General features: G+C 43.3%; 19 protein-coding genes, 11 tRNA genes and 2 rRNA genes (1 of these 32 running past the window's edge). 29 read left to right on the top strand and 3 right to left on the bottom strand.

What is annotated here, in order from left to right:
* The 21 genes from QPK24_RS19080 to yajC all read left to right on the top strand — a co-directional run.
* Positions 1 to 268: ribosomal RNA gene (locus QPK24_RS19080) — 23S ribosomal RNA — on the top strand; it begins 2661 nt to the left of the window's first position.
* Positions 269 to 438: 170 nt separating this feature from the next.
* Positions 439 to 555: ribosomal RNA gene (gene rrf, locus QPK24_RS19075) — 5S ribosomal RNA — on the top strand.
* Positions 556 to 610: 55 nt separating this feature from the next.
* Positions 611 to 686 (top strand) — tRNA-Asn (locus QPK24_RS19070).
* Between the two features lie 2 nt (positions 687 to 688).
* A tRNA-Glu gene (locus tag QPK24_RS19065) sits at positions 689 to 760 on the top strand.
* An 8-nt stretch (positions 761 to 768) separates the two neighbouring features.
* A tRNA-Val gene (locus tag QPK24_RS19060) sits at positions 769 to 844 on the top strand.
* A 9-nt stretch (positions 845 to 853) separates the two neighbouring features.
* A tRNA-Met gene (locus QPK24_RS19055) sits at positions 854 to 927 on the top strand.
* 11 nt (positions 928 to 938) lie between these two features.
* A tRNA-Asp gene (locus QPK24_RS19050) sits at positions 939 to 1015 on the top strand.
* A 51-nt stretch (positions 1016 to 1066) separates the two neighbouring features.
* Positions 1067 to 1142: transfer RNA gene (locus tag QPK24_RS19045), tRNA-Lys, on the top strand.
* 10 nt (positions 1143 to 1152) lie between these two features.
* Positions 1153 to 1233 (top strand) — tRNA-Leu (locus QPK24_RS19040).
* A gap of 10 nt (positions 1234 to 1243) precedes the next feature.
* Positions 1244 to 1315: transfer RNA gene (locus QPK24_RS19035), tRNA-Gly, on the top strand.
* Between the two features lie 12 nt (positions 1316 to 1327).
* Positions 1328 to 1404: transfer RNA gene (locus QPK24_RS19030), tRNA-Arg, on the top strand.
* A gap of 29 nt (positions 1405 to 1433) precedes the next feature.
* Positions 1434 to 1513 (top strand) — tRNA-Leu (locus QPK24_RS19025).
* Positions 1514 to 1522: 9 nt separating this feature from the next.
* Positions 1523 to 1596, top strand: a tRNA-Pro gene (locus QPK24_RS19020).
* Positions 1597 to 1695: 99 nt separating this feature from the next.
* Entirely contained in the window at positions 1696 to 2358 is a 663-nt protein-coding gene (locus QPK24_RS19015) for a BofC C-terminal domain-containing protein (protein ID WP_285743846.1), read from the top strand.
* 183 nt (positions 2359 to 2541) lie between these two features.
* Positions 2542 to 3045, top strand: a complete 504-nt coding sequence (gene ruvC / locus QPK24_RS19010; RefSeq protein WP_285743844.1) for a crossover junction endodeoxyribonuclease RuvC — start codon at positions 2542 to 2544, stop codon at positions 3043 to 3045.
* Entirely contained in the window at positions 3042 to 3656 is a 615-nt protein-coding gene (gene ruvA / locus QPK24_RS19005) for a Holliday junction branch migration protein RuvA (RefSeq protein ID WP_285743842.1), read from the top strand. The genes ruvC and ruvA overlap by 4 nt, the downstream gene beginning before the upstream one ends.
* 25 nt (positions 3657 to 3681) lie before the next feature.
* Complete coding sequence (gene ruvB / locus QPK24_RS19000) at positions 3682 to 4686, top strand: Holliday junction branch migration DNA helicase RuvB (protein WP_285743840.1); 1005 nt, start codon at positions 3682 to 3684, stop codon at positions 4684 to 4686.
* Between the two features lie 101 nt (positions 4687 to 4787).
* A complete protein-coding gene (locus QPK24_RS18995) occupies positions 4788 to 6905 on the top strand; it encodes a SpoIID/LytB domain-containing protein (protein ID WP_285743839.1) in 2118 nt (705 codons plus the stop codon).
* A 7-nt stretch (positions 6906 to 6912) separates the two neighbouring features.
* A complete protein-coding gene (gene queA / locus QPK24_RS18990) occupies positions 6913 to 7953 on the top strand; it encodes a tRNA preQ1(34) S-adenosylmethionine ribosyltransferase-isomerase QueA (RefSeq protein ID WP_285743837.1) in 1041 nt (346 codons plus the stop codon).
* A gap of 7 nt (positions 7954 to 7960) precedes the next feature.
* Positions 7961 to 9100 (top strand): tRNA guanosine(34) transglycosylase Tgt, encoded by a 1140-nt coding sequence (gene tgt / locus QPK24_RS18985; protein WP_285743835.1) that lies wholly within the window; start codon positions 7961 to 7963, stop codon positions 9098 to 9100.
* 40 nt (positions 9101 to 9140) lie between these two features.
* A complete protein-coding gene (yajC, locus tag QPK24_RS18980) occupies positions 9141 to 9455 on the top strand; it encodes a preprotein translocase subunit YajC (protein ID WP_160034383.1) in 315 nt (104 codons plus the stop codon).
* A 101-nt stretch (positions 9456 to 9556) separates the two neighbouring features.
* Here yajC and QPK24_RS18975 read toward each other — a convergent pair whose 3' ends face one another.
* Positions 9557 to 9949, bottom strand: a complete 393-nt coding sequence (locus tag QPK24_RS18975) for a TIGR04086 family membrane protein (RefSeq protein ID WP_285743832.1) — start codon at positions 9947 to 9949, stop codon at positions 9557 to 9559.
* 176 nt (positions 9950 to 10125) lie between these two features.
* Here QPK24_RS18975 and QPK24_RS18970 point away from each other — a divergent pair, with 176 nt between their 5' ends.
* Positions 10126 to 10905 carry a YetF domain-containing protein gene (locus tag QPK24_RS18970; RefSeq protein WP_285743830.1) on the top strand — a complete coding sequence of 260 codons (780 nt, stop codon included), beginning with the start codon at positions 10126 to 10128 and terminating at the stop codon, positions 10903 to 10905.
* 3 nt (positions 10906 to 10908) lie between these two features.
* Here QPK24_RS18970 and spoVB read toward each other — a convergent pair whose 3' ends face one another.
* Positions 10909 to 12483, bottom strand: a complete 1575-nt coding sequence (gene spoVB / locus QPK24_RS18965; protein WP_285749442.1) for a stage V sporulation protein B — start codon at positions 12481 to 12483, stop codon at positions 10909 to 10911.
* Positions 12484 to 12707: 224 nt separating this feature from the next.
* Between spoVB and QPK24_RS18960 the strand changes: the two genes are divergently transcribed.
* From QPK24_RS18960 to QPK24_RS18935, 6 genes are all read left to right on the top strand, one after another.
* Positions 12708 to 12968, top strand: a complete 261-nt coding sequence (locus QPK24_RS18960) for a post-transcriptional regulator (RefSeq protein ID WP_285743828.1) — start codon at positions 12708 to 12710, stop codon at positions 12966 to 12968.
* Between the two features lie 89 nt (positions 12969 to 13057).
* Complete coding sequence (gene secD, locus QPK24_RS18955) at positions 13058 to 14308, top strand: protein translocase subunit SecD (protein ID WP_285743826.1); 1251 nt, start codon at positions 13058 to 13060, stop codon at positions 14306 to 14308.
* Positions 14298 to 15209: a protein translocase subunit SecF gene (gene secF / locus QPK24_RS18950; RefSeq protein WP_285743824.1), complete on the top strand. Its 912-nt coding sequence runs from the start codon at positions 14298 to 14300 to the stop codon at positions 15207 to 15209. Before secD ends, secF begins: the two co-directional genes overlap by 11 nt.
* Before the next feature lie 85 nt (positions 15210 to 15294).
* Positions 15295 to 16242, top strand: a complete 948-nt coding sequence (locus QPK24_RS18945) for a cation efflux transmembrane domain-containing protein (RefSeq protein ID WP_285743821.1) — start codon at positions 15295 to 15297, stop codon at positions 16240 to 16242.
* 67 nt (positions 16243 to 16309) lie between these two features.
* Positions 16310 to 18712 (top strand): single-stranded-DNA-specific exonuclease RecJ, encoded by a 2403-nt coding sequence (gene recJ / locus QPK24_RS18940; protein WP_285743819.1) that lies wholly within the window; start codon positions 16310 to 16312, stop codon positions 18710 to 18712.
* A 26-nt stretch (positions 18713 to 18738) separates the two neighbouring features.
* Positions 18739 to 19251, top strand: a complete 513-nt coding sequence (locus QPK24_RS18935; RefSeq protein ID WP_285743817.1) for an adenine phosphoribosyltransferase — start codon at positions 18739 to 18741, stop codon at positions 19249 to 19251.
* A 157-nt stretch (positions 19252 to 19408) separates the two neighbouring features.
* Here the strand turns inward: QPK24_RS18935 and uraA are convergent, their stop codons facing one another.
* Positions 19409 to 20707, bottom strand: coding sequence for a uracil permease (gene uraA / locus QPK24_RS18930; protein ID WP_285743815.1), 1299 nt, complete (start codon positions 20705 to 20707; stop codon positions 19409 to 19411).
* Positions 20708 to 21031: 324 nt separating this feature from the next.
* Between uraA and QPK24_RS18925 the strand changes: the two genes are divergently transcribed.
* Complete coding sequence (locus tag QPK24_RS18925) at positions 21032 to 23209, top strand: RelA/SpoT family protein (protein WP_285743813.1); 2178 nt, start codon at positions 21032 to 21034, stop codon at positions 23207 to 23209.
* Positions 23210 to 23218 lie beyond the last annotated feature (9 nt).

The following is a 23218-nucleotide window of genomic DNA, read 5'->3' as shown; positions in this document are numbered from 1 at the left end:
GGCGTAGGAAATTTGAGAGGAGCTGTCCTTAGTACGAGAGGACCGGGATGGACATACCGCTGGTGTACCAGTTGTTCCGCCAGGAGCATCGCTGGGTAGCTATGTATGGAAGGGATAAGCGCTGAAAGCATCTAAGCGCGAAGCCCACCTCAAGATGAGATTTCCCAACTAGTAAGACCCCTTGAAGACGACGAGGTAGATAGGCTGGGGGTGGAAGTGCAGCAATGCATGGAGCTGACCAGTACTAATCGGTCGAGGGCTTATCCTACAAAATAAAATCGTAAAGATTGTTTCGTATCTAGTTTTCAGGGAGCAAATTCTTGAAGGAAAACTAAACGCTTGTTTCTTGATTCACACTTCGGTGCTGAACCCAAGTAAACGCGAAGAGCGTATGAATTTTCCGATGATTTTCGAGAAGCGTAAGCTATGAAAATCCTGTTTGGTGGCGATAGCGGAGGGGTTCCACACGTACCCATCCCGAACACGACCGTTAAGCCCTCCAGCGCCGATGGTACTTGGACCGCAGGGTCCTGGGAGAGTAGGACGCCGCCAAGCAAAGTTTTGATAATCTGGGACACCCAGTTTATTGATACCTAAGTATAATACATATTCCCTGATAGCTCAGTTGGTAGAGCACTCGACTGTTAATCGAGTTGTCACAGGTTCGAGCCCTGTTCGGGGAGCCAGCGGCCCGTTGGTCAAGGGGTTAAGACACCTCCCTTTCACGGAGGTAACAGGGGTTCGAATCCCCTACGGGTCACTTTACATGGAGATTTAGCTCAGCTGGGAGAGCATCTGCCTTACAAGCAGAGGGTCGGGGGTTCGATCCCCTCAATCTCCACCATATAAATATCGCGGGGTGGAGCAGCTCGGTAGCTCGTCGGGCTCATAACCCGAAGGTCGCAGGTTCAAATCCTGCCCCCGCAATTGTAATACCTGGAACTGTGGTGTAGAGGCCTAACATGCCTGCCTGTCACGCAGGAGATCGCGGGTTCGAATCCCGTCAGTTCCGCCATTTTTATCCTAGAAGTATTACTGATTGAGGGACTAGCTTCCTTATTGTTAGGAGCCATTAGCTCAGTTGGTAGAGCACCTGACTTTTAATCAGGGTGTCGAAGGTTCGAGCCCTTCATGGCTCACCATCATTTATATGCGCGTGTGGCGGAATTGGCAGACGCACTAGACTTAGGATCTAGCGTCTTTGACGTGGGGGTTCGAGTCCCTTCACGCGCATCCTTTAATTGCGGACGTGGCTCAGCGGTAGAGCATCGCCTTGCCAAGGCGAGGGTCGCGGGTTCGATTCCCGTCGTCCGCTTTTATATCATTTGCGCCCTTAGCTCAGCTGGATAGAGCGTTTGACTACGAATCAAAAGGCCGGGAGTTCGAATCTCTCAGGGCGCGCCATTCTTTTTTTAATAAGAAACAAGAAATTAGCCGGTGTGGCGGAATTGGCAGACGCGCGCGACTCAAAATCGTGAGGGAAACCGTGGGGGTTCGAGTCCCTTCACCGGCATATATATTACGGGATGTAGCTCAGCTTGGTAGAGCACCTGGTTTGGGACCAGGGGGTCGCATGTTCAAATCGTGTCATCCCGATTATGAAAAGGTTATTGCTTAGGCAATAACCTTTTTTTTGTATATATAGATTGGATCTCGGTCACAATAGATTAAAAAGTGTGTTAGAAGGGGATCCAATTGAAGTTCCTTAATTTTAATAAACGTTGGAAAAAAATCAAACGAACGTTAACAACTTTCACGATATGTATTTTACTTGCAGTATTAGCCGGGGCCGGCTTACCGATCTCTCAAATGATGCAATCCCTCTTAACCACAGGCAGCATAGAAGTGATGGAAGAAGACGCATCCTTTGAAGAGGACAGCACCATGGCCCAAGCCAGTCTATTGCAACAGATTCGTTCAAACGACAAATTGCGGCGAGTTTTTTTAGAGAAGAAGTATGTTTGTGGTACAGAAACGATGAACTTAGGTAACTTCACTCCTGAAGAAATGGTTACTCTAATCAAGCAGCATCCTGGTTGGTCTGGTTATATAGAGGCGGAAAGTGATTTAGTAGTGCAGGAAACCGTTAATGACCTGTCTCCGCATTGCAAAGAGAACGCATATATGAGTTTGGACAAAGAAGGAAACCTAACCCTCTTTGATGGAAAGCCGAAGGAAGAAAAGACCATTCGTACTTTTTTTCAACTTGATGTTGGTTCGATGGAAACCTCTTTACCAGCCGGCGTTCTTGAGCAACTGCAAAATGGCATACGTGTTCAGGATATAGAGGAATATAACAGTGTGCTTTCTACTTTTGGTGATTACGCGGTTGCCCCTGTAGGAAATATTATAGAATAGGTAAGAAAAGACAGGCCAGAGAAGGCGGATGAAAATCCGTCTTTTTTGGTTTTGCATGAAGAAAAAATTCAGGGAATATTTAGAGTTTTCGTCGAAGCGCAAACTTTTTCGTTATAGGGCTGGAACATTTGATATAATGAATAAACGATACATATGTTCGCAGTATGTTAAGGAGAGATGTGTTTGCGTTTTTTAGGAATTGACCCAGGTATTGCTATCGTTGGTTTTGGTTTTATAGATAAAACAGGGAGTAAACTCACTCCTGTTCAATATGGATGTATACAGACAGAGGCCCATACACCCGATGAGGAAAGACTCCTTCATGTGTATGAGGCGATGTTGCAACTAATTGATAAATATAAGCCTGATGCTGTGGCATTAGAGAAGCTATTTTTTAATCGAAATGTGACGACAGCCATGTCAGTCAGTCAAGCAAGGGGCGTGTTGATTCTCGCAGCAATTCAAAGAGGATTACCGATTGCGGAGTATACGCCGATGCAGGTTAAACAGGCTATTGTGGGCTATGGTAAAGCAGAGAAGAGACAAGTTCAGGAAATGGTCAAAATGTACCTCAAGCTACAAGCCATCCCTAAACCGGATGACGTAGCTGATGCACTGGCTGTAGCGATCTGTCATGCTCATTCTTATACACTAAATTCTAAGTTAAATGAGGTTTTTAAAAAATGATCGACTATATCAAAGGACCGGTCGTAATCATTGAGAATGATTATGTCGTAGTGGATGTGCAGGGAATTGGATATCAGATTTTCTGTCCTAATCCTTATATTTTCGCTAAACAGGAAGGTACCGTTACAGTATACACACATCACCATGTAAGAGAAGATGCGATGCTGCTTTATGGGTTTGGAAGTCGTGAAGAACAGCAGCTGTTTCGAAAACTCATTGAAGTATCAGGAATTGGTCCTCGTGTCGCTCTTGGGATTTTAACGGGAGGTACGCCAGAGCAGCTGGTTACTGCGATTCACCAAGAAAATATTACTTTCCTGACCAAACTTCCAGGGATCGGCAAGAAGACAGCACAGCGTATGATTCTGGATCTAAAAGACAAGCTGGATGGGTTTGGAGGAGCGATATATGCCACTGGACTCTTTGCTCCTAATGTAGCAGCTGAAGGCGACGGCTCATACTGGTCCGAGGCTAGAGAAGGTCTGAAAGCCCTGGGATATACAGACAGTGAGCTTGATAAAGTATGGCTTCGCATGAAAAACGATACAACCGCAGAAGATACAGCAGATGTACTTATGAAGAAAGCTCTGAAAATGCTCTTTACCGGATAAACAGGAATAGAATAGAGGGATAAGTATGGATGACCGGATTATATCCGCCAACCTGATGATGGAAGATCAAGCGGTGGAGCTGAGTTTGCGTCCCCGCTATTTGAATGAATATATTGGACAAGATCAAGTAAAGGAAAACTTAAAGGTATACATTGAAGCTGCCAAAATGAGAAATGAAGCACTGGATCATGTGCTCTTATACGGCCCGCCAGGACTAGGTAAAACCACGCTGTCAAACATTATTGCGAATGAACTTGGTGTGAACCTGCGGACGACTTCTGGACCGGCGATTGAACGGCCTGGGGATCTTGCAGCTTTGCTGACCAATCTTCAAGAAGGGGATGTCCTGTTTATTGATGAAATTCACAGGCTTAATCGTTCTGTAGAGGAAGTGCTTTACCCTGCAATGGAGGACTTTGCCCTTGATATTATGATTGGTAAAGGTCCAAGTGCGCGTTCCGTGCGTCTAGATCTCCCGCCTTTTACTTTGATTGGAGCTACAACAAGAGCAGGCCTGTTATCTGCTCCGCTTCGAGATCGGTTTGGAGTGATCAGCCGGCTTGAGTTTTACACAGTGGATGAGTTAACTTTTATCGTTTCTCGTACAGCCGATTTACTTGGTATTGAAATTGTTGGAGATGCAGCAGAAGAGATTGCACTTCGGTCGAGAGGGACACCGCGTATTGCAAACCGTCTGCTCAAACGTGTTCGGGATTTTGCCATGGTACGAGGGGATGGTATCATTACTTCTTCACTAGCAGAAGAGGCACTTAAAAGACTGCAAATCGATCCGCGTGGACTTGACGATATTGATTATAAGATGCTGAAATCGATGATCACAAGCTTCCGCGGAGGACCGGTTGGTCTTGATACGATCGCAGCTACCATTGGAGAAGAAAGTCAAACGATTGAAGATGTATATGAGCCGTATCTTCTGCAAATTGGTTTTCTGCAAAGAACTCCGCGAGGCAGAATGGTGACTCCAGCTGCTTATGCGCATCTAGGAATTCCAATGCCTACAGATCGATAATTTGATGCTTAGGCTGTAGAAATGTTATGTTGTGCGCAGCAACAAGGTGAAAATAAGCATGTAGGAATTTCTGGGTCAACGAATGGGGAGGAGAACGATAAATGAACCGAATAAAGAAAACTCAAAATGTCCGCTCTTTATGGAAAAAGGGAGCTAAGATGACCCTTGCTGCAGTACTGCTGGCAGGTAGTTTATGGGGGCCGCTTCCATCAGCTAGTGCTGCAATAAATGACACGATTCGTGTCGCATTGTTCGCAGATCTCGGAAGCACCTATAGATCCACTACACCTGCAGTTACACTTCAAACCGATGGAGATTGGACTGCGGGGATGAATGGGGCATCCGGTTATGAGTCTTGGATCTCATTACCTGCCTCGACACAAACTCGTTTTAGTGTCGATGGTTTTCGTGTGAAAGTGCTAGAAACAGATGTATTTAAGACAGCTTCCGGAGCCGCAAAAGTACTGCAAGGAACGGCCGACAAACCCATCATTTATCAATCTTCTAAAAGCGGAAAAACCATATATCAAGTTTACACAGGAAACTACTCGACATCAGCTCTTGCGGAAGCAGCAGCAGTACGAACCCAGAAGACAGCTGCTTCTTATTTAGCTGGACAAAAGCCTGTTGTGAAAGGAAGCAAGCATAGTCAAGCAGGAGTATTTGCAAGTAAGAAAGAAGCAGATACAATGCGTGATACGGTGGCTGCCAGCGGTTATGATGCCTTTACAGTCATCCAGTCGGAAGGCGGCAGGCCTGAATATGCAGTTTGGATTGGTGAAGAAACAACAGATGCTTCTTTAGCTGCGTTAGAAAAACTTGTGAAAGTTAAATTGCCAGAGCTATCTTTAAGTTCGGTAAATGCGGGAATGAATGCGTTAATTATTAGGCAAGATGTGACTCTTAATTTAGTCTCTCCAGAAGTAACCAATCACTATATCGTAAGCGGTACTGATATGAAGTTAATGCTGGATTCGAGTAGCACTGGCATAAAAGTAGCAGAGCGTTCCGAACGTACATATCGAGGAGATTTTGAAATAAGTGCATATAACGGACAGCTCGCTCTTGTCAATCAAGTGCCACTTGAAGAGTATCTGTATTCCGTTGTTGGAGCTGAAGTATACCCGTCCTGGCCAGCGGAATCGTTAAAAGCACAATCCGTTGCTGCGCGGAGCTATGCACTTTTTCAAGGGAATAAATTTAAGATTGCTAATGTGGTAGATACAACGTTAAGCCAAGCTTATAACGGAATCGGATCGGAACATCAGAATGTAACTGATGCAGTAAATGCTACAGCCGGAGAAGTTATTAAAAGCGGTGGGAAAGTGGTTGAGGCTATCTTTTCTTCCAATGCGGGAGGAATAACGGCAGATCCGTCTGAAGTATGGAATGGGGGCGGGACTCTATTCGCAAGCGTAGATAGTGCAGGAGATAAGTCTGCCCAAGAAGGAACACACAATTGGTATCATGTACTTCTAAGTGACGGAAAGACAGGATATATCCGGGAAGATAATACAAAGCTCTTGGAAGGGGTAACTGCGGCAGGACTGCCTAAACTTACGGTTACAGCTAAAAATACAAATGTTCGTAAAATCCCTCTGATCCAGTCGAGCGTATCTCCTGTAGCCCAGATAAATCCAGGTGCTGAATTGGTTATTTTGGGGGAAACAAAAGAATCGGGTACGTACAGCTGGATGCGCGGACCGTTTACATCTGCGGAGATTTCAGCGATGCTTCAAGGGAAAATATCAACGACTGTTCCCTCCACAATTTCTAGCTTGGAAGTAACAAACCGGGGTCCATCTGGTAGAGCAGTAGAAGTGAAAGCGAATGGACAAGTGCTTGGTGTTAAATACGGTGATGCATATCGCAGTGCTTTTGGAAGTTTACCGAGTACTTTGTTTGATATTACGAATACCGGAAGTTATACTGTACTAGGTGCAAATGGACAGGTTGTGACTAAATCTGGGGCAGCTGGAACTTCTGTAGTATCATCCTCAGGTACGACATCTTATTCTGGAGACTCCCTGGTTGTCATGAACAAAGACAGCGAGGCAAGAGCAGTCAGTAAGACCCAAGCTTTTCTGTTTACAGGTCAAGGATATGGGCACGGGCTGGGTCTGTCTCAGTGGGGAGCAAAAGGACTTGCAGATGAAGGGTATGATTACCAGTCTATTTTGAAACACTATTATCAGAACGTAACTATAGTTAAGGAATGACGACATAATGAATGTAGATCTATATGATTTTGAGTTACCTGAATCTCTAATTGCTCAGACACCGCTTGAAAATCGAACTGCATCAAGACTCCTGACGCTGAACAAGGACAGCGGGGAAATGGAACACCATACTTTTTCAGATATCATTAATTATCTTCATCCCGGTGATACGTTGATTCTAAATGATACAAGAGTTATACCTGCAAGACTGTTTGGTCTAAAAGAAGATACAGGAGCCAAAGCTGAAGTACTTCTCCTCCATAATCTTGGCGACAATCGCTGGGAGACCCTTGTTAAGCCAGGGAAAAGACTGAAAAAAGGAGCTGTCATCCGTTTTGGAGACGAGTTGTCAGCAACGATTGAAGAAGAGACCGATATGGGGGGACGGATTATCCGTTTCCATTATGAAGGTATTTTCCAGGAAATATTGGACCGGCTTGGTCAAATGCCACTACCTCCCTATATCAAAGAAAAATTAGAAGATAAAGAGCGGTACCAAACCGTTTACGCCAAACATGAAGGGTCTGCAGCCGCTCCAACGGCAGGGCTTCATTTTACTACTGAACTGCTTGAGGCAATTAAACAAAAAGGAGTTCGCATTGGTTTTCTTACTCTCCATGTAGGACTTGGAACGTTTAGACCGATGTCAGTAGATGTAGTAGAAGATCATGTGATGCATGCCGAGTATTACTCTCTTTCGCAAGAAACAGCAGATTTAATTAACGAGACGAAGAAGAACGGCGGAAGAGTCATTGCGGTTGGGACCACGAGTTGCCGAACACTGGAGACGGTGGGAAATCAATTTGAAGGTCAAGACTTGGCAGCAAGCAGCGGCTGGACGGATATTTTTATATATCCAGGATATACGTTCAAAGTAGTGGATGCACTCATTACGAATTTCCATCTTCCCAAGTCTACTCTTGTGATGCTGGTTAGTGCTCTTGCAGGCAGAGAGCAAATCATGAAAGCTTATAATGAGGCAGTGAAACAACAATATCGTTTCTTTAGTTTTGGAGATTCGATGTTTATTTATTCAGATAGAGGATGAGAGAAAAATGTCAGCAGCGATAACCTATGAACACATTAAAACTTGTAAACAATCGGGAGCACGTCTTGGGCGCGTTCATACTCCGCACGGAGTGATCGAGACTCCTATTTTTATGCCAGTAGGCACACAAGCAACGGTGAAAACGATGAGTCCGGAAGAACTCAAAGAAATGGAAGCACAGATTATTCTGAGCAATACCTATCATTTGTTTCTCAGACCAGGACACGATATTGTTCGTGAAGCAGGTGGACTTCACAAATTTATGAACTGGGATCGCCCTATTTTGACAGATAGCGGTGGTTTTCAGGTATTTTCCCTCAGTGAAATGAGAAAAATAACAGAGGAAGGCGTGCACTTCCGCTCTCATTTGAATGGAGATAAATTGTTCCTTTCTCCTGAGGTTGCCATGGATATTCAAAACTCACTAGGTTCTGATATTATGATGGCCTTTGATGAGTGTCCGCCTTATCCGGCAGACTATGAATATGTTAAAAAATCACTTGAGAGAACAAGCCGCTGGGCTGAACGCTGTCTTGAAAGTCATGCGCGGCCAAATGACCAGGGATTGTTCGCAATCGTTCAAGGCGGAATGCATGAAGATTTGCGTAAACAGAGCGCTCGAGATTTGACTTCCATGGATTTCCCGGGGTATGCTATTGGTGGACTGAGTGTGGGAGAACCCAAACATTTAATGTATGATGTACTGGATTACACCGTACCTTTGCTGCCTAGTAACAAACCTCGTTATTTAATGGGGGTAGGTTCACCAGACGCATTGATTGAAGGTGCAATCCGTGGAATAGATATGTTTGACTGTGTGCTTCCAACTCGTATTGCCCGAAATGGGACAACGATGACAAGTCAAGGCAGACTCGTTGTTCGTAACGCGAAATACGCCCGTGATTTTGGTCCACTTGATCCTGAGTGCAATTGCTACACTTGCCGGAATTATTCAAGGGCTTATCTTCGTCACTTGATCAAGGCTGATGAAACATTTGGTCTAAGGCTTACTACGTACCATAACCTTCATTTCTTGTTAGACTTGATGAAGAAAGTACGTCAAGCGATTATGGATGACCGGTTGCTTGATTTCCGGGATGAATTTTTTGATCAATATGGATTGCATGATAATGACAAAGGGTTCTAAGTAAACTACTTATAACCACTTCTTGAAAGGGGGGAATAGAATGTTGAATTTCACAGCAACAACGAATGCAGCTGGCGGAGGTTTGCAGCTTATCATTATGATGGTACTTATGTTTGCAGTGTTTTACTTCCTGCTCATTAGACCACAGCAAAAAAGACAAAAAGAACATCGAAACTTATTGAATTCCTTGAAAAAGGGAGACAAAGTAGTTACGATTGGCGGCCTTCACGGTACGATCACAGAGGTAATGGATGATACGGTTGTACTGCGTGTAAACGATGTCACTAAACTGACATTTAACCGCAGCAGTATTAGTGCTGTATCTCCTAGAGAGAGCGCTGAAGATAAAGCGTAAGTAACAAAAGAAGACTCCTGTTCAGGAGTCCTCTGGAGACTGCAGGCACACTAGCTTAAACTAGTGTGCCTGCAGTCTTTTTTATTTTAAATCTTGATGTATTACGATTTATCTACATTCACTCCAAAAATACCGCCGATTGCTCCTAGAATAAAGGCAGCACCCCATTGCAGTATATCTTGCAGTTGCAAGGAGGACTCAAGAGCAAGGAAACCAATGACAAGGATCAGCAGTCCATATACCGCTCCCATAATACCGCCGTGATACCATCCGCGCTCGTTAGATCTTTTGCCTGATATGAACCCGCCTATGAGTAATGAAACAGCATGTACTACATAAGTATAAAACGATAAATCCTGTTCACGCATCCCTGTAAGCCAAAGAAAAAGCGATAAAACGAATGCACCGATAAACATCCAGATAAAAGCTGCATTTAAACCAGAAAGCAGAGGACTATTAATTCGTACAGAAAACAAACGGCGAACAAATTGCATGAAGGTGACCTCCCTTAATCATTCGGTTCTCATTAATACATTGTATGGTCAAGCTACCTATGATATGAACTTGATTTTCCATTAATTAAATGGCATGACTTTTCCGTGTTCGGTCAACCTATGAACTGTTATGGCACAAATACATGTGACTAAAGCAGAGGGGGATAAGATAACAAATGGAACACATCATGATACATATTGGAAGAACCATTCTCATGTATTTTATAGCTGCATTCGCTATTCGACTGATGGGTAAGAGAGAAATCGGAAAATTATCTGTTTTTGATCTTGTTATATCCATCATGCTGGCTGAAATTGCGGTATTCGCTATTGAAGATATAAAAAGACCGATTTATGAAGGAATCGTTCCTATTATTGTTCTCATTATATTGCAAGTAGGTATCGCTCTGATCGGGCTTAAAAGCCGCTGGTTTCGGCTCGCTTTGGATGGTAAACCCGTCATCCTAGTCTCTAACGGTGAACTGCAAAGAGAAGAGATGAGAAAGCAGCGCTATAACTTAGATGATCTAATGCAGCAGCTCAGAGAGCAAAGTATTGATAATGTGGATGATTTACAGTTTGCGATCCTGGAGACGACGGGGAAACTCACCACCTTTAAAAAGGAAAATAATGCTTCGGAGTCTGACAACACAGGGAACTCAGGATCTACAGAAACAGCAATTGAGAGCGATATGGAAACGAAAGAAGATACCAAAAAGAATGATGAGAGTAAGGAACATTTAAAGGCAATGCAAAATATACGTTATGGAGCTCTGCCATTGCCGCTGATTATGGACGGAAAAGTACAGGATTCTAATTTAGAGTTAATTGAGAAAAATCGTTTCTGGCTTAAAAATCAGATTCAAGAAAAAGGAGTTAAAGATTTTAAAGATGTATTTTTATGTTCTATTGACCACAAAGGAGAGCTGTACGTCAACGTAAAGAAAAAACCGTAACACTTATTTGCGACGAATCCAAGCACCTAGAATAGGAACACGAGATAAATCATGCAGATCAATTAAACGACAAGCTGCCATAACCGATAAATATAGAAGCAGACCTATAAAGCTGGAAACAAGAAACTGAAGGAACAATATACTCGGCCAAGGAAGATGATGAAATAAATACTCGACAACGGCTGCCATTATGATCATCCCGGTACCCACTTTTAGAGCATCGAGCCAGCGAAAACGGAAACCAAGGAGCTGTTTTAGACTTCTTCCATGCAGCAGAGTTACAACCAAGGCATTAATACAGATGGCTATAATGGCGCCGTAAATGCCGTATTCGGGCTTTGAGGCAAGATAAAGGATGAGACTGATCTTAATGATGGCTCCCAGCATTGTATTGAAGAGCGCCTTACCAGGACGTTCTAAAGCTTGAAGAGCAGCTTGTAAGGGAGCTTGCGTGTAAATAAAGAGAGCAAAGGGAGACATGGTCCTCAGCATATCTGCAATGGAACTGTTATTGTAAAGAAGCAGGCAGAGCGGTTCTGCGAGGACATACATAATGACTGCAAAGGGTCCGCCAGTAACAAGCGCTAAACGCAGAGATTGATGCATTCTCTTGTGAATGGTTTTGTAATCTTTCCTTGCAGCAGCTTCAGACAGAGATGGAACCAAAGACGTAGCAAGTGAAGAAGTCAGGGCACCCGGCAAAAGAAGCAAAGGAATAACCATGCCCTGCATCGCCCCATACTGTGCGGTTGCTATAGCTTTCGTAAATCCGGCAAGGGCTAGACTTTGTGCTGTGACAATTGTTTCGAGAAGATAGGAGATGGAGCCAACCAAACGTCCTGCAGTAACAGGAATGGAAATAGACATGATTCGTTTGAATATCGATTTACTTTCCATCTTAGTCTTGCTTCTCTGCGGCATAGGTGCCGGCACCAATATACCTGCTTTTCGATTACGTTCATGTTGCCAAAGTAATACAAACATGCCAATTAGCTCTCCTGCTACTGCACCGAGCATGGCTCCTGCCGCTGCAAATTCGATTCCTTTTGGCAACAGAAGGTAGGAAAACCAAAGTACGCACAAAATACGCATAAGTGTTTCCGCAATGGAGGAACTCGCAGATGGAATCATATTTTGTTTCCCTTGAAAATAGCCCCTGTATACGGATGAAACGGCGACGATTAAGATCATGGGCGTCATACTAACAAAGGTGTAATAAACCCTTTCATCTGTGAGAATGCGGCTTGTTACAAATGGAGCAAATAGAAGGCATAACGCTGTAAAGATGGCACCAGCAGTCAAAGTAAAGAACAGACTTGTTTTCAAAATTTTCTCTGACGCTTTTACGTCTCCATAGGATTCAGCCTCAGCTACAAGCTTAGCAATAGCCAGCGGAATTCCACCTGTAATGAGTGTTACGATAACGATGAAAAAGGGGTATCCTTGTTGATATAAGCCAACGCCTTCCGCACCAATGACCCGTGGTAAAACGATACGGGGTATGAATCCCAGGATCCGATTAATGATGCCGGCTGCCAGCAAAATCATAGTCCCCTGGATGAACGTTTGTTTTTTCATAAGTGTTAATCCCTCTTCCCCATGGGTTAGTACATAATAAGTTCTGGCATGTGGTACTCGTTCTACTTCATGAATATGCCGAACCTGTCCCATCTCATGACTGTTAGTTAGCAATCAGGTGATTTCCTTTCATTCACGAGGGAGATGCTCGTTCAGCTAGGCAGGAATACTGTAGGAAGATGTCGAATAGATAAGCAGGAGCACAAAAGGAGTGATTTAACGCCATGGAATCATTTATTGAAGAAATGGACGCCCACGAGCTGGAAAATGCAATTGAACTCTTATGCTGCAGTAAGGCAGAAGAATTTCAATTAGTGGGATATCAATATGTAACAAGTAAGGATGTTTGGAATTGCGTCAGCCGCAAATATGAGAAACAAGGAATTCCCCCACTCCATCAACTGGTTAATGATATTTTGTCGCTGAAAGCTACCAGTTTTATGAACTTTATGACAGTATCTGCATACCGAGGCTCCTCTTTCTAAGGAAGAGGACTTTTTTAATGAAAATTGACTGAGATTTCCTGCATCGCTATAATGGGAATATTGAGAATGAAGGGGGAACTATGGACGGCATGAAAAGAATAGTCAGTTTCATTCTGGTCGTGCTTGTAACGGTTGGCGTTATGGCCTATACAAGCCCGGGGCTGCTCAAAGATATACGCTTGGGCCTCGATCTTAAGGGAGGCTTTGAGATTCTATATGAAGCACAGCCGCTCGAAGCTGGACAAGCAGTCACCAGAGAATCACTTACACAAACCGCAAAAAGCTTGGAGCAACGTGCGAATGCACTAGGCACAAGTGAACCTGAAGTAACTACAGAGGGTACGAACCGCATTCGTTTAAGGCTTGCAGGCGTTACGGATGAGGTAGAGGTACGGAGTAAAATGAAAGAACCTGCTGAACTGACATTTCGGAGTGCAGCAGAAGACGATGAGCCCGGAACATACAGCAAAATCGAGCTTCGCGGTAATGAATTTGTTGAGAACGGTGCATCTGTCGTTTATAACTCTCTGAACGAGCCGATGGTCGATATTCAGGTGAAAGACAAAGAAAAATTTGCTGAAATTACAAAACGTCTTCAAGGTCAACCACTTGCTATATACCTTGATGATGAATTGTTGTCTGCTCCAAAAGTTGGACAAACACTGACAGACGGTAAGGCACAAATTACAGGAAGTTTTACAAGAGAAGAAGCAAACGAGCTTCGTGATACGATTAACTTAGGGGCATTGCCTCTTAAACTCACAGAGAAATACTCCCAGAGCGTTGGGGCAAGTCTAGGCCAACTATCACTTGAGCAAACGATAAAAGCGGGAATTATCGCTTCCATCTTTATCCTGGTCTTTATGATTAGTATGTATCGTATTCCAGGCGTGGTCGCAAGCTTTGCACTCATCACACATACTTGGTTGGTACTCGCTATTTTCTATCTCGGTGATTTTGTTCTGACTCTTCCGGGTATAGCAGCCTTCATTCTAGGTATTGGGATGGCAGTCGACGCCAATATTATTACTTACGAACGGATTAAGGAAGAACTTCGCAGCGGCAAAAGTATTCTGTCTGCTGTCAAATCAGGTGAGAGAATTTCGTTCCGTACGGTCATGGATTCCAATATTACAACGATTATTGCCGCATCCGTTATGTTCTGGTTAGGAACCGGATCGGTAAGAGGCTTTGCCATCGTTCTAATTATTGATATTGTGACAAGTATCCTCACGAATGTCTTCTTCTCCCGCTTCTTATTGAACCTGCTTGTGAAAGCAAATCTCATCAAGAAGCCTAGTTACTTCGGAGTGAAGGAGAGTGAAATTCGTGCGCTTTAAATGGGATTATGATTTTATTAAGATCAGTAAGTATTTCTATACCTTTTCTATTATCATTACACTGCTTGGTATATTAAGTCTGGCGATCTTTGGACTTAACTACGGTGTAGATTTCCGATCAGGTTCAAATGTGGATATCACAGCAAGCAAATCCGTAACCAAAGAAGAGATTGTCCCGGTCCTTGAAGAAATCGGACTCGCAGCGGAGGAACCTCAGATCTCTGCAGGAAGCGACCGGATTAGTATTCGTTTCCCTTCTGTACTTAATGAAGAGAAAGAAAGCAGCTTAAAAGCATCTTTTAACGAGAAAATCGATCCTGAAGCTTCCTTTGAAGTGAATACAGTTGATCCAGAAATGGCAAAAGAACTGGGTAGAAATGCCATTTATGCTGTTCTCCTTGCAAGCTTGGGTATCATGATTTATGTAACGATCCGTTTTGAATGGAGATTTGCGGTTGCTGCCATTGTGGCATTACTGCATGATGCGTTTGTTGTCATTAGTATTTTCTCTATATTCCGATTGGAAGTAGATTTAACGTTTATAACAGCAGTACTCACCATTGTCGGGTTCTCGATTAATGACACCATTGTTGTATTTGACCGTATACGTGAAAACTTGCGTTTCTCTAAAATTAAAACACGTACAGATTTAAACGAAGTCGTCAACCGCAGTATTTCACAAACGATGACTCGTTCTCTGTACACAACAGTTACTGTATTTATTGCATCACTGTTCCTGTTCCTGCTTGGCGGAGAGTCCATCCGGATGTTCTCACTTGCCATGGTGATCGGCCTTGTATTTGGGGCTTACTCATCCATCTTTATCGCAAGTCCATTATGGGCAGTACTTAAAGGCAAACAAAAACCAAATCACAATAATCCTTCTAAGACGACTCCATAACTTTAAGGATTACCGAAAACCGCGTCTTATAGCTATAGGCGCGGTTTTCTAATATAACTGTCTTACGTGTAGAGGGGGAACACGGATGACCACCAAACAACAACGAGCAATACATGTAATGTTCTGGATGGAAGTATGTAAGAATACGGTTCTAACTATTGTAAAAGGAAGCGTTGGTATTGCTTCGGGAAATAGAGCATTATTAAGCGATGCTCTATATTCGGCAGGCGAAGCAGGTTCTCTTTTTACACGAAAATATCAGGTATGGAGCGGTAATGGGTCGCCCGCAGAATCTTCAGAGAAAAGGAAGAAAGTTGGCCAATTCATAGCACTCATTGTTCCGCTACTGGTTTTACTGGGCGGGCTCCAACTTGCCATATCTTCTGTTAAAGTGATGATGAAGGCAGATCCGGAGCCACCGCATATCAGTGCATTAATTGCAGCAGTTATCGCGTTCACTTTTGCTGAACTTTGGTTTCAATACGAATGGCGGCATACATATAAAGACGCTGAACGTTCGATTATGAAACAATATTTTGAACAACATAGATACGCATTTTACACTTCCTTATTGGTGCTTACTGGAATTATTTTATCGATGATTGGTAAATCATTTGATTATTTCTATCTCCTTTATGCTGAGCCTATGGCTGCTCTTGTAACTTCAGGAATCGTGATTTGGAGGAGCTATTTGCTTATAACTGGTCACATACCAGGGCAAAAAGAAGAGTCTTTTGTAGATACCTATGATTACATGCAGACAGTTCAGCGTGTTCATGGTATTGTTACCGTGGAGCATATTTGTGCCTATGAACGTGAAGAAGGAATTCATATAGATTTAACAATAACCGTCAATCCGCGTATGACCGTAGCAGAAGCACAAGAAGTAGCGGAAAGATCGAAAGTACTACTAATGGGACGTTTTGAACAAGTAAATAGCGTTCAGCTAAAAGTCGTTCCCTACCAATCAGAATACCCATATAAAAGTAATTGTGATCTTGCCGAGAGAGAGACGAACACGTTACTACAATAAGAATGAAAATAAAAACTCAGGATGATCTGAGTTTTGTTTTTTTGCTAGAAAGAAAGGTGATTAATGAGTGCTTTATTCTCAATATCATTGGAACGAGCCCAAGATTACAGATGAACAAGTAAAAGGGTTATCAGAGGAATTATCCGTTTCTCATTTGATGTCAAGATTATTGTTAAACCGAGGTATTGATAGTAAATCAACAGCAGAGCAGTTCTTGCGGCCTTCTGATGAAGTGCTTCATGATCCGTACTTGATGAAAGGAATGCAGCAAGCTGTTCCCCGTATTCGCGAAGCTCTGGATCAAGGCGAACATATCCTGATTTATGGTGATTACGATGCCGATGGAGTATCCAGTACTTCGCTAATGATTTATCTCATGAGAGAGCTGTCTGCCTCGTACGATATCTATATTCCTCATCGAGCGAATGAAGGGTACGGGCTTCACAATCATGCACTGGATTGGGCGCATCAACAAGGGGTTACCTTAGTTATTACGGTAGATACTGGAATTAGTGCTGTTGAACAAATTGCTTACGCTAAAACCCTCGGAATGGATGTGATTGTTACAGATCACCATGAGCCGCCTGAAGTTCTTCCTGAAGCGTATGCCTTAATTAATCCAAAACAGAAGGATTGTCCTTATCCTTTTAAAGGGCTTGCCGGAGTTGGTGTCGCCATGAAGTTGGCAGAAGCGCTTCTAGGAAGTGTACCTCGTGCCTGGATGGAGATTGTTACGATCGGAACCGTCGCTGATCTCATGCCGCTTATTGATGAAAATCGAGTTATTGTTCAAAGAGGCATCGAAGAGATGAGAGATTCCTCATTTCCCGGAATTCGAGCCCTGTTAGAGATCAGCGGAGTCGACATGCCTACTGTTAACTCAACGAATGTGGCATTTGCTCTTGCCCCACGTATTAATGCCAGTGGCAGACTTGCCCATGCAGGCAGAGCAGTTTCCTTGTTAACCACTGAAGACCCTCTTGAAGCTGCACATCTTGCGGAGGAACTTGATTTGCTTAACCGAGAGCGGCAGCAGGTAGTAGAGCAGATGACGCAAGAAGCTTTTGAAATACTGGAGCAAAAAAAAGTGGATGGTAAAGTTCCTGATGTTATTGTTGTAGCTGGTGAAGGTTGGAATCCAGGCGTAGTGGGTATTGTTGCCTCAAAAGTGCTCGAGAGATATTATCGTCCCACACTGATTTTGGGGATTGATCCTGCCACAGGAAAATGCAAAGGATCGGCCAGATCCACTCCGGGACTTGATATGTATGAGGCCTTGACCGCTTGTAAAGACATCATGGATCATTATGGGGGACACCCGGCTGCGGCAGGAATGACGCTTCATCGGGATAGACTGGAGCTGCTCGAGTGTAAGCTGAATGAGTATGCCGGGGAAGTAATGAAGCCTGAGCATTTTATTCCTGTTACAGAGACAGACGGAGAGTGCCGTATATCTGAAGTACCGCTGAATGTAATTGAAGAGATGGAACAAATGCAGCCTTTTGGTATGAACAATCCGACTCCTAAATTTATTATTCGAGATGCAACACTGATGGCAAGCCGGAAAATGGGCAAAGACCTAACTCACTTAAAATTAACGATTGAACAGGATGGGAAAATGCTGGATGCTATTTCTTTTGGAAAAGGTAAACTTGCTGACTATATCCCAGAGGGATCGGTAATTGATGTGATGGGGACGCTTCAAATTAATGAATGGAATGGGTCTAGAAAACCCCAATTCATGATGGAAGATATCCGGGTAAAAACACGTCAGGTGTTCGATTACCGTGGATGCAGAGAACCCCTTGAGGAAATGAATACCATGATAAAAGACCTATCGCATAGAATTATTCCTAATGATGGAAAGATTGCAGTTCTTGTTCAAGAGAAAAACTTATTTGCTATTGAAAACCATTTGTATGAAAAGGCCATTTGGGTATATGATAGGAAGGTTGGGATCGTTCCGTGGAACGATTCAGCCAAAAAAATTGGCGAAAAGCATCTGGAAAGTCTGTTTGTGCTGGACATCCCTGAAACTGCAGAGCAATGGACAGCCATGCAAAGCATGATTGTGAAAGCGAATAATGTCATTCTTCTTTACCATACGGCGAATCCTAAACAAAGATTACAACGACCGAGTCGTGATGACTTTAAACGTATATATGTCCTTGTTTCCAAATGGGGACAGGAAGCTGTGCCTGAAAAAGAGATGATCGAGGCTTTAAGCCGACAATGTGGATATTCTGTAAGAATGATGTCAAAAGTCATGGACGTGTTTGAAGAGTTGTCATTTATTAAACGTCATTCAGGTACATTGACCTTTGTGACAAATCCGCCGAAGCAGAATTTGACGGATTCCAGGAACTACCAGGACATAGAGCAGCTGGCTGAAATGGAGAAAGCCATGTTTGATTTGGCAGCGCCCCAACTGATGCAATGGATGAAATCTCAGACAAAGGGTGCATCCTAGCTCATTCAAATTAGGAGGAGATTATTTTGGATTTTAAAGAGTACATTCGGGTTATACCTGACTTTCCACAACCGGGAATCAGTTTCAAGGACATTACAACCCTGTTGAAAGACGGCGAGATGTATCGCAAAGCTATAGATGAAATGAAACAAATGGTTTCTGATCTGAAGATCGATGTTATTGCGGGTCCAGAAGCACGTGGATTTGTCGTAGGTGCACCGCTTGCTTATGCACTGGGTGTTGGTTTTGCCCCAATTCGTAAAAGCGGAAAGCTTCCAGGTGAGACCATTGAACTTGGATATGACCTAGAGTACGGAAAAGACAAGCTTGCAATGCATTCCGATGCGATTGAAAAAGGACAAAATGTGCTGATCGCAGATGACCTGCTCGCAACAGGCGGCACGATTGCAACTTCGGTGAGCCTTGTAGAACAGCTTGGAGGCAACGTGGTAGGGGCTGCTTTCTTAATCGAGCTTGAAGAACTTAAAGGCAGAAATAAACTGATAGATATCAACGTATATTCTTTGATGAAATACTAAGTTGTAAGCACTAATAATTCTCAGGCGGAACTTAAGATTTATGGTGACAGGGATCTGGGAAAACAGTCCACAAACTTGTCATCTGCTTTTTAGGTTTTGCAAAATAGCTTTCTTTAAAAAAAAGGTATCCTCCGCTTGGAGGATACCTTTTTTGATTTTAGTCATTATTTTTCTCGGTGGATTCATCAATCCATCCAAGTCTATGGAACAGACCGAACAGAAGGCTTGCAATCATACCTACGATCGTTGCTAGCGCCATTCCTTTTAATTCAACCGTACCAATGGTAAGAGTTACACCACTGAGGCCTGTTACAAATACTAAAGTAGTAAGTATCATATTACTTGTTTTAGAAAAGTCTACTTTTTGTTCTACAAAGATACGGAAACCAGATGCCGCAATGATTCCAAAAAGTAAAAGTGATACACCGCCCATGACTGCATCAGGAATATTAGCGACTACAGCGGTAAACGTACCCGAGAATGACAACACGATAGCAATAATCGCTGCACCGCCAATAACAAAAATGGAATACACTTTGGTAAGTGCCATAACCCCAATATTCTCACCGTAGGTTGTGTTCGGTGTAGATCCGACAAAACCGGAAATGATGGTTGAGATCCCGTTACCTAAAAGAGAGCGATGAAGCCCGGGGTCTTTCGATAAATCTTTTCCAACAATACTGCCTGTGACGAGTAGATGGCCAATGTGTTCGACAATAACAACGAGTGCTACAGGTACAATGGTTACAATCACACCAATATCCCATGAGGGCGTCGTAACAGTAGGTGCAGTTATAAGGTTCGCATTGGTAATGGTATGGATGTCTACCACGCCCATAAAAAAGGCAAGAACATAACCTGTAACGATACCAATCAAAATATGAATAATTTTAGCAAACCCGCGGAACAAGAGTGCACCTAGTACGGTTACACCCAGAGTTATCATAGAGAGTGTAATTGTGGTAGCATCAGGAGCCCAATTTGGATTGTCTGCCGGGTTAGAATTAATCAGTCCTGCCATTCCTGCGGCAACAGGGACGATCTCTAGTCCAATCAGGGCAACAACAGCGCCCATTACAGCGGGTGGGAAGAGTACATCCAGCCATCTTGTCCCAACAAACTTAACAATAAGTGCTACGAGACAAAAGATAATACCGGTAATAATAAAAGCAGCCAGTGCCATTGAGTATCCATTACCCGGATTGCTTTTTATTACCATACTTACAGGCGCAATAAATGCAAAACTTGATCCCAGATAGGCAGGAATTTTTCCTTTACATATAAATATGTATAGAAGTGTTCCTAAACCATTCATTAACAGGATCATTCCGGGATCTACACCGAAAAGATTAGGAACGAGAACAGTACTTCCAAACATAGCGAACAGATGTTGCATGCTGAGTAAAAAGCCTTGTCCTAGTGGTAGTTTCTCGTTAACTTGTATTTCGCGTTGCAAAATGATTTCACTCCTTATTCAATTTTCATATCATGCTGATCACGCTGTAAAAGACGTCATCGCAAAACAATCTTTACTAGGATATACAGATTCCCATCATTTTTCAATGTAATTTTTGCAGAAAAGGGATCATGGGGAATCAAGTACAGAGGTGAGGAATAAGGAGAAATGGTGATTAACATCAGATTATGTCATCTACTGGCGATGGTTGACGTAGAAGCAGGTAAGCGTCATAATATTATAAAATCACTTTTTCGGGGAACCTGTGTAGACGTAAGATCGGCGGGTTCCATTTTATTATAGAAAGGAATCGGACAAATCTAGATGGGCATAGAGCAATTACTGGAGAAGGCTGGAGCCTATATCAAAGAACCTGAGCTTACCCTGATCCGTGAGGCTTATGACTTTGCTGAAGAAGCCCATCACGGACAGATGCGCAAATCAGGTGAACCGTATATATTGCATCCGCTGGCGGTGGCAGACATCGTGGTGAATATGCAGATGGACAGCATATCAATTATTGCTGCCCTGCTTCATGATGTTGTAGAAGATACTACAGTTCCTCTGGATGAAATCAGAAAGAAATTTGGCGAGACGTGTGCCATGCTGGTCGATGGATTAACGAAGCTTGAGCGAATTAAGTTCCGTTCAAAGGAAGAGCAGCAAAACGAGAACTACCGTAAGATGTTTATAGCGATGGCACAAGATATTCGCGTCATTGTGATTAAACTTGCGGATCGTCTTCATAATATGCGGACTCTTAAATATCAGTCAGAAGAAAGCCAACGTCGTATTTCGTATGAGACCTTGGAAATTTTCTGTCCTATTGCTAATCGGTTAGGTATTTCTGCGATTAAATGGGAGATGGAGGATATCGCTTTACGATATCTGAACCCGCAGCAATATTACCGGATTGCGAACCTGATGCATAAGAAACGGGCTGAGCGTGAGCTTTATATTGATAACGTTATTGACCGAATAAATGAGAAATTGGGAGAAATGGGGATCCAGGCGGATCTTTCAGGAAGACCCAAACATATCTATAGTGTTTATAAGAAAATGACGACAAAAAACAAGCAGTTTAATGAGATTTATGACCTGCTTGCTATTCGTATTATCGTCGATAATATTAAGGACTGTTATGCAACCTTAGGTATTATCCATACCTTATGGAAGCCGATGCCAGGCAGATTTAAAGATTATATTGCGATGCCAAAAGCAAATATGTACCAGTCGCTTCATACGACGGTTGTTGGACCAAATGGTGAGCCTACAGAGGTTCAAATTCGTACTTGGGATATGCACCGTACTGCTGAATTTGGTATTGCTGCTCACTGGGCTTATAAAGAGGGCGGAGCAAATAATCTGGAAGACAGCATCACTTTCTTCCGGGAAATTCTTGAACTGCAGAATGAAGCAAAAGATGCCTCAGAATTCGTTGAGTCACTTAAAATGGATTTCTTCTCTGATTTGGTGTTTGTCTTTACGCCAAAAGGTGAGGTCATTGAGCTTCCGGCAGGATCGGTACCGCTGGACTTTGCTTACCGGATCCATACAGAGGTCGGTAATCGCACCATTGGAGCAAAAGTGAACGGCCGAATTGTTCCGCTGGATTATCAGCTGAAAACCGGGGATATCGTAGAGATTTTGACTTCCAAGCATTCATATGGTCCGAGCCGAGATTGGCTGAAAATTGCGCAATCTTCTCATGCACGCAGCAAAATTAAGCAATGGTACAAGAAAGAAAAACGCGAAGAAAATGTTGAAAAAGGCCGAGAGAGCTTAGAACGCGAAATGAAACGTCTCAGTCTTGAACCTTCTCAGTGGCTGACAGACGACAAACTTCAAGAAGTAGCTAAGCGGTTTGCTTTTAATGATATCGATGATATGTTATGTGCGATTGGATTTAGCGGTATTACCGCATCTCAAATCGTCACACGACTTACTGAGAAACTTCGTAAGGAGCAAGAAGAAACAAATCTTCTGGAACTCACTACGGAACGGAAAGAAATCAAAGTAGCACCTGAGCGCAAAGTACAGCATACCAACGGTGTGCGCGTGAAGGGAATAGACAATTTACTCGTACGCTTCGCCAGATGCTGTAATCCTGTACCTGGAGATGAAATCGTCGGCTATGTTACACGCGGACGCGGTGTATCGGTGCACAGAACGGACTGCCCTAACCTGCCGTCTGTCGATGGACAAGAGGAAGAAGCAGCCCGCGTGATTGAAGTGGAGTGGGAAGTCGAAAGTGAAACAGCAAACTACAGTGTCGATATTGAAATAACGGGACATGATCGGAATGGTTTGCTTAATGAGGTGCTTCAAGCTGTTTCTGAAAGCAAGACGAATATTTCTGCGGTTACAGGCAGAACAGATAAGAACAAACTGGCTCAAGTGCATATGACGATTCTCATTCGGAATACAGATCATCTGCAGTCTGTTGTGGAGAAGATCAAACGAGTGAAGGACGTATATAGCGTACATCGAATTATGCAATAGGCTGTAAGG

It is taken from the genome of Paenibacillus polygoni, assembly GCF_030263935.1.
In the GTDB taxonomy this organism is placed as follows: Bacteria; Bacillota; Bacilli; order Paenibacillales; family Paenibacillaceae; genus Paenibacillus; species Paenibacillus polygoni.
Note: the sequence above shows the minus strand (reverse complement) of the source record. Positions and strands in the feature narration are given on the sequence as shown.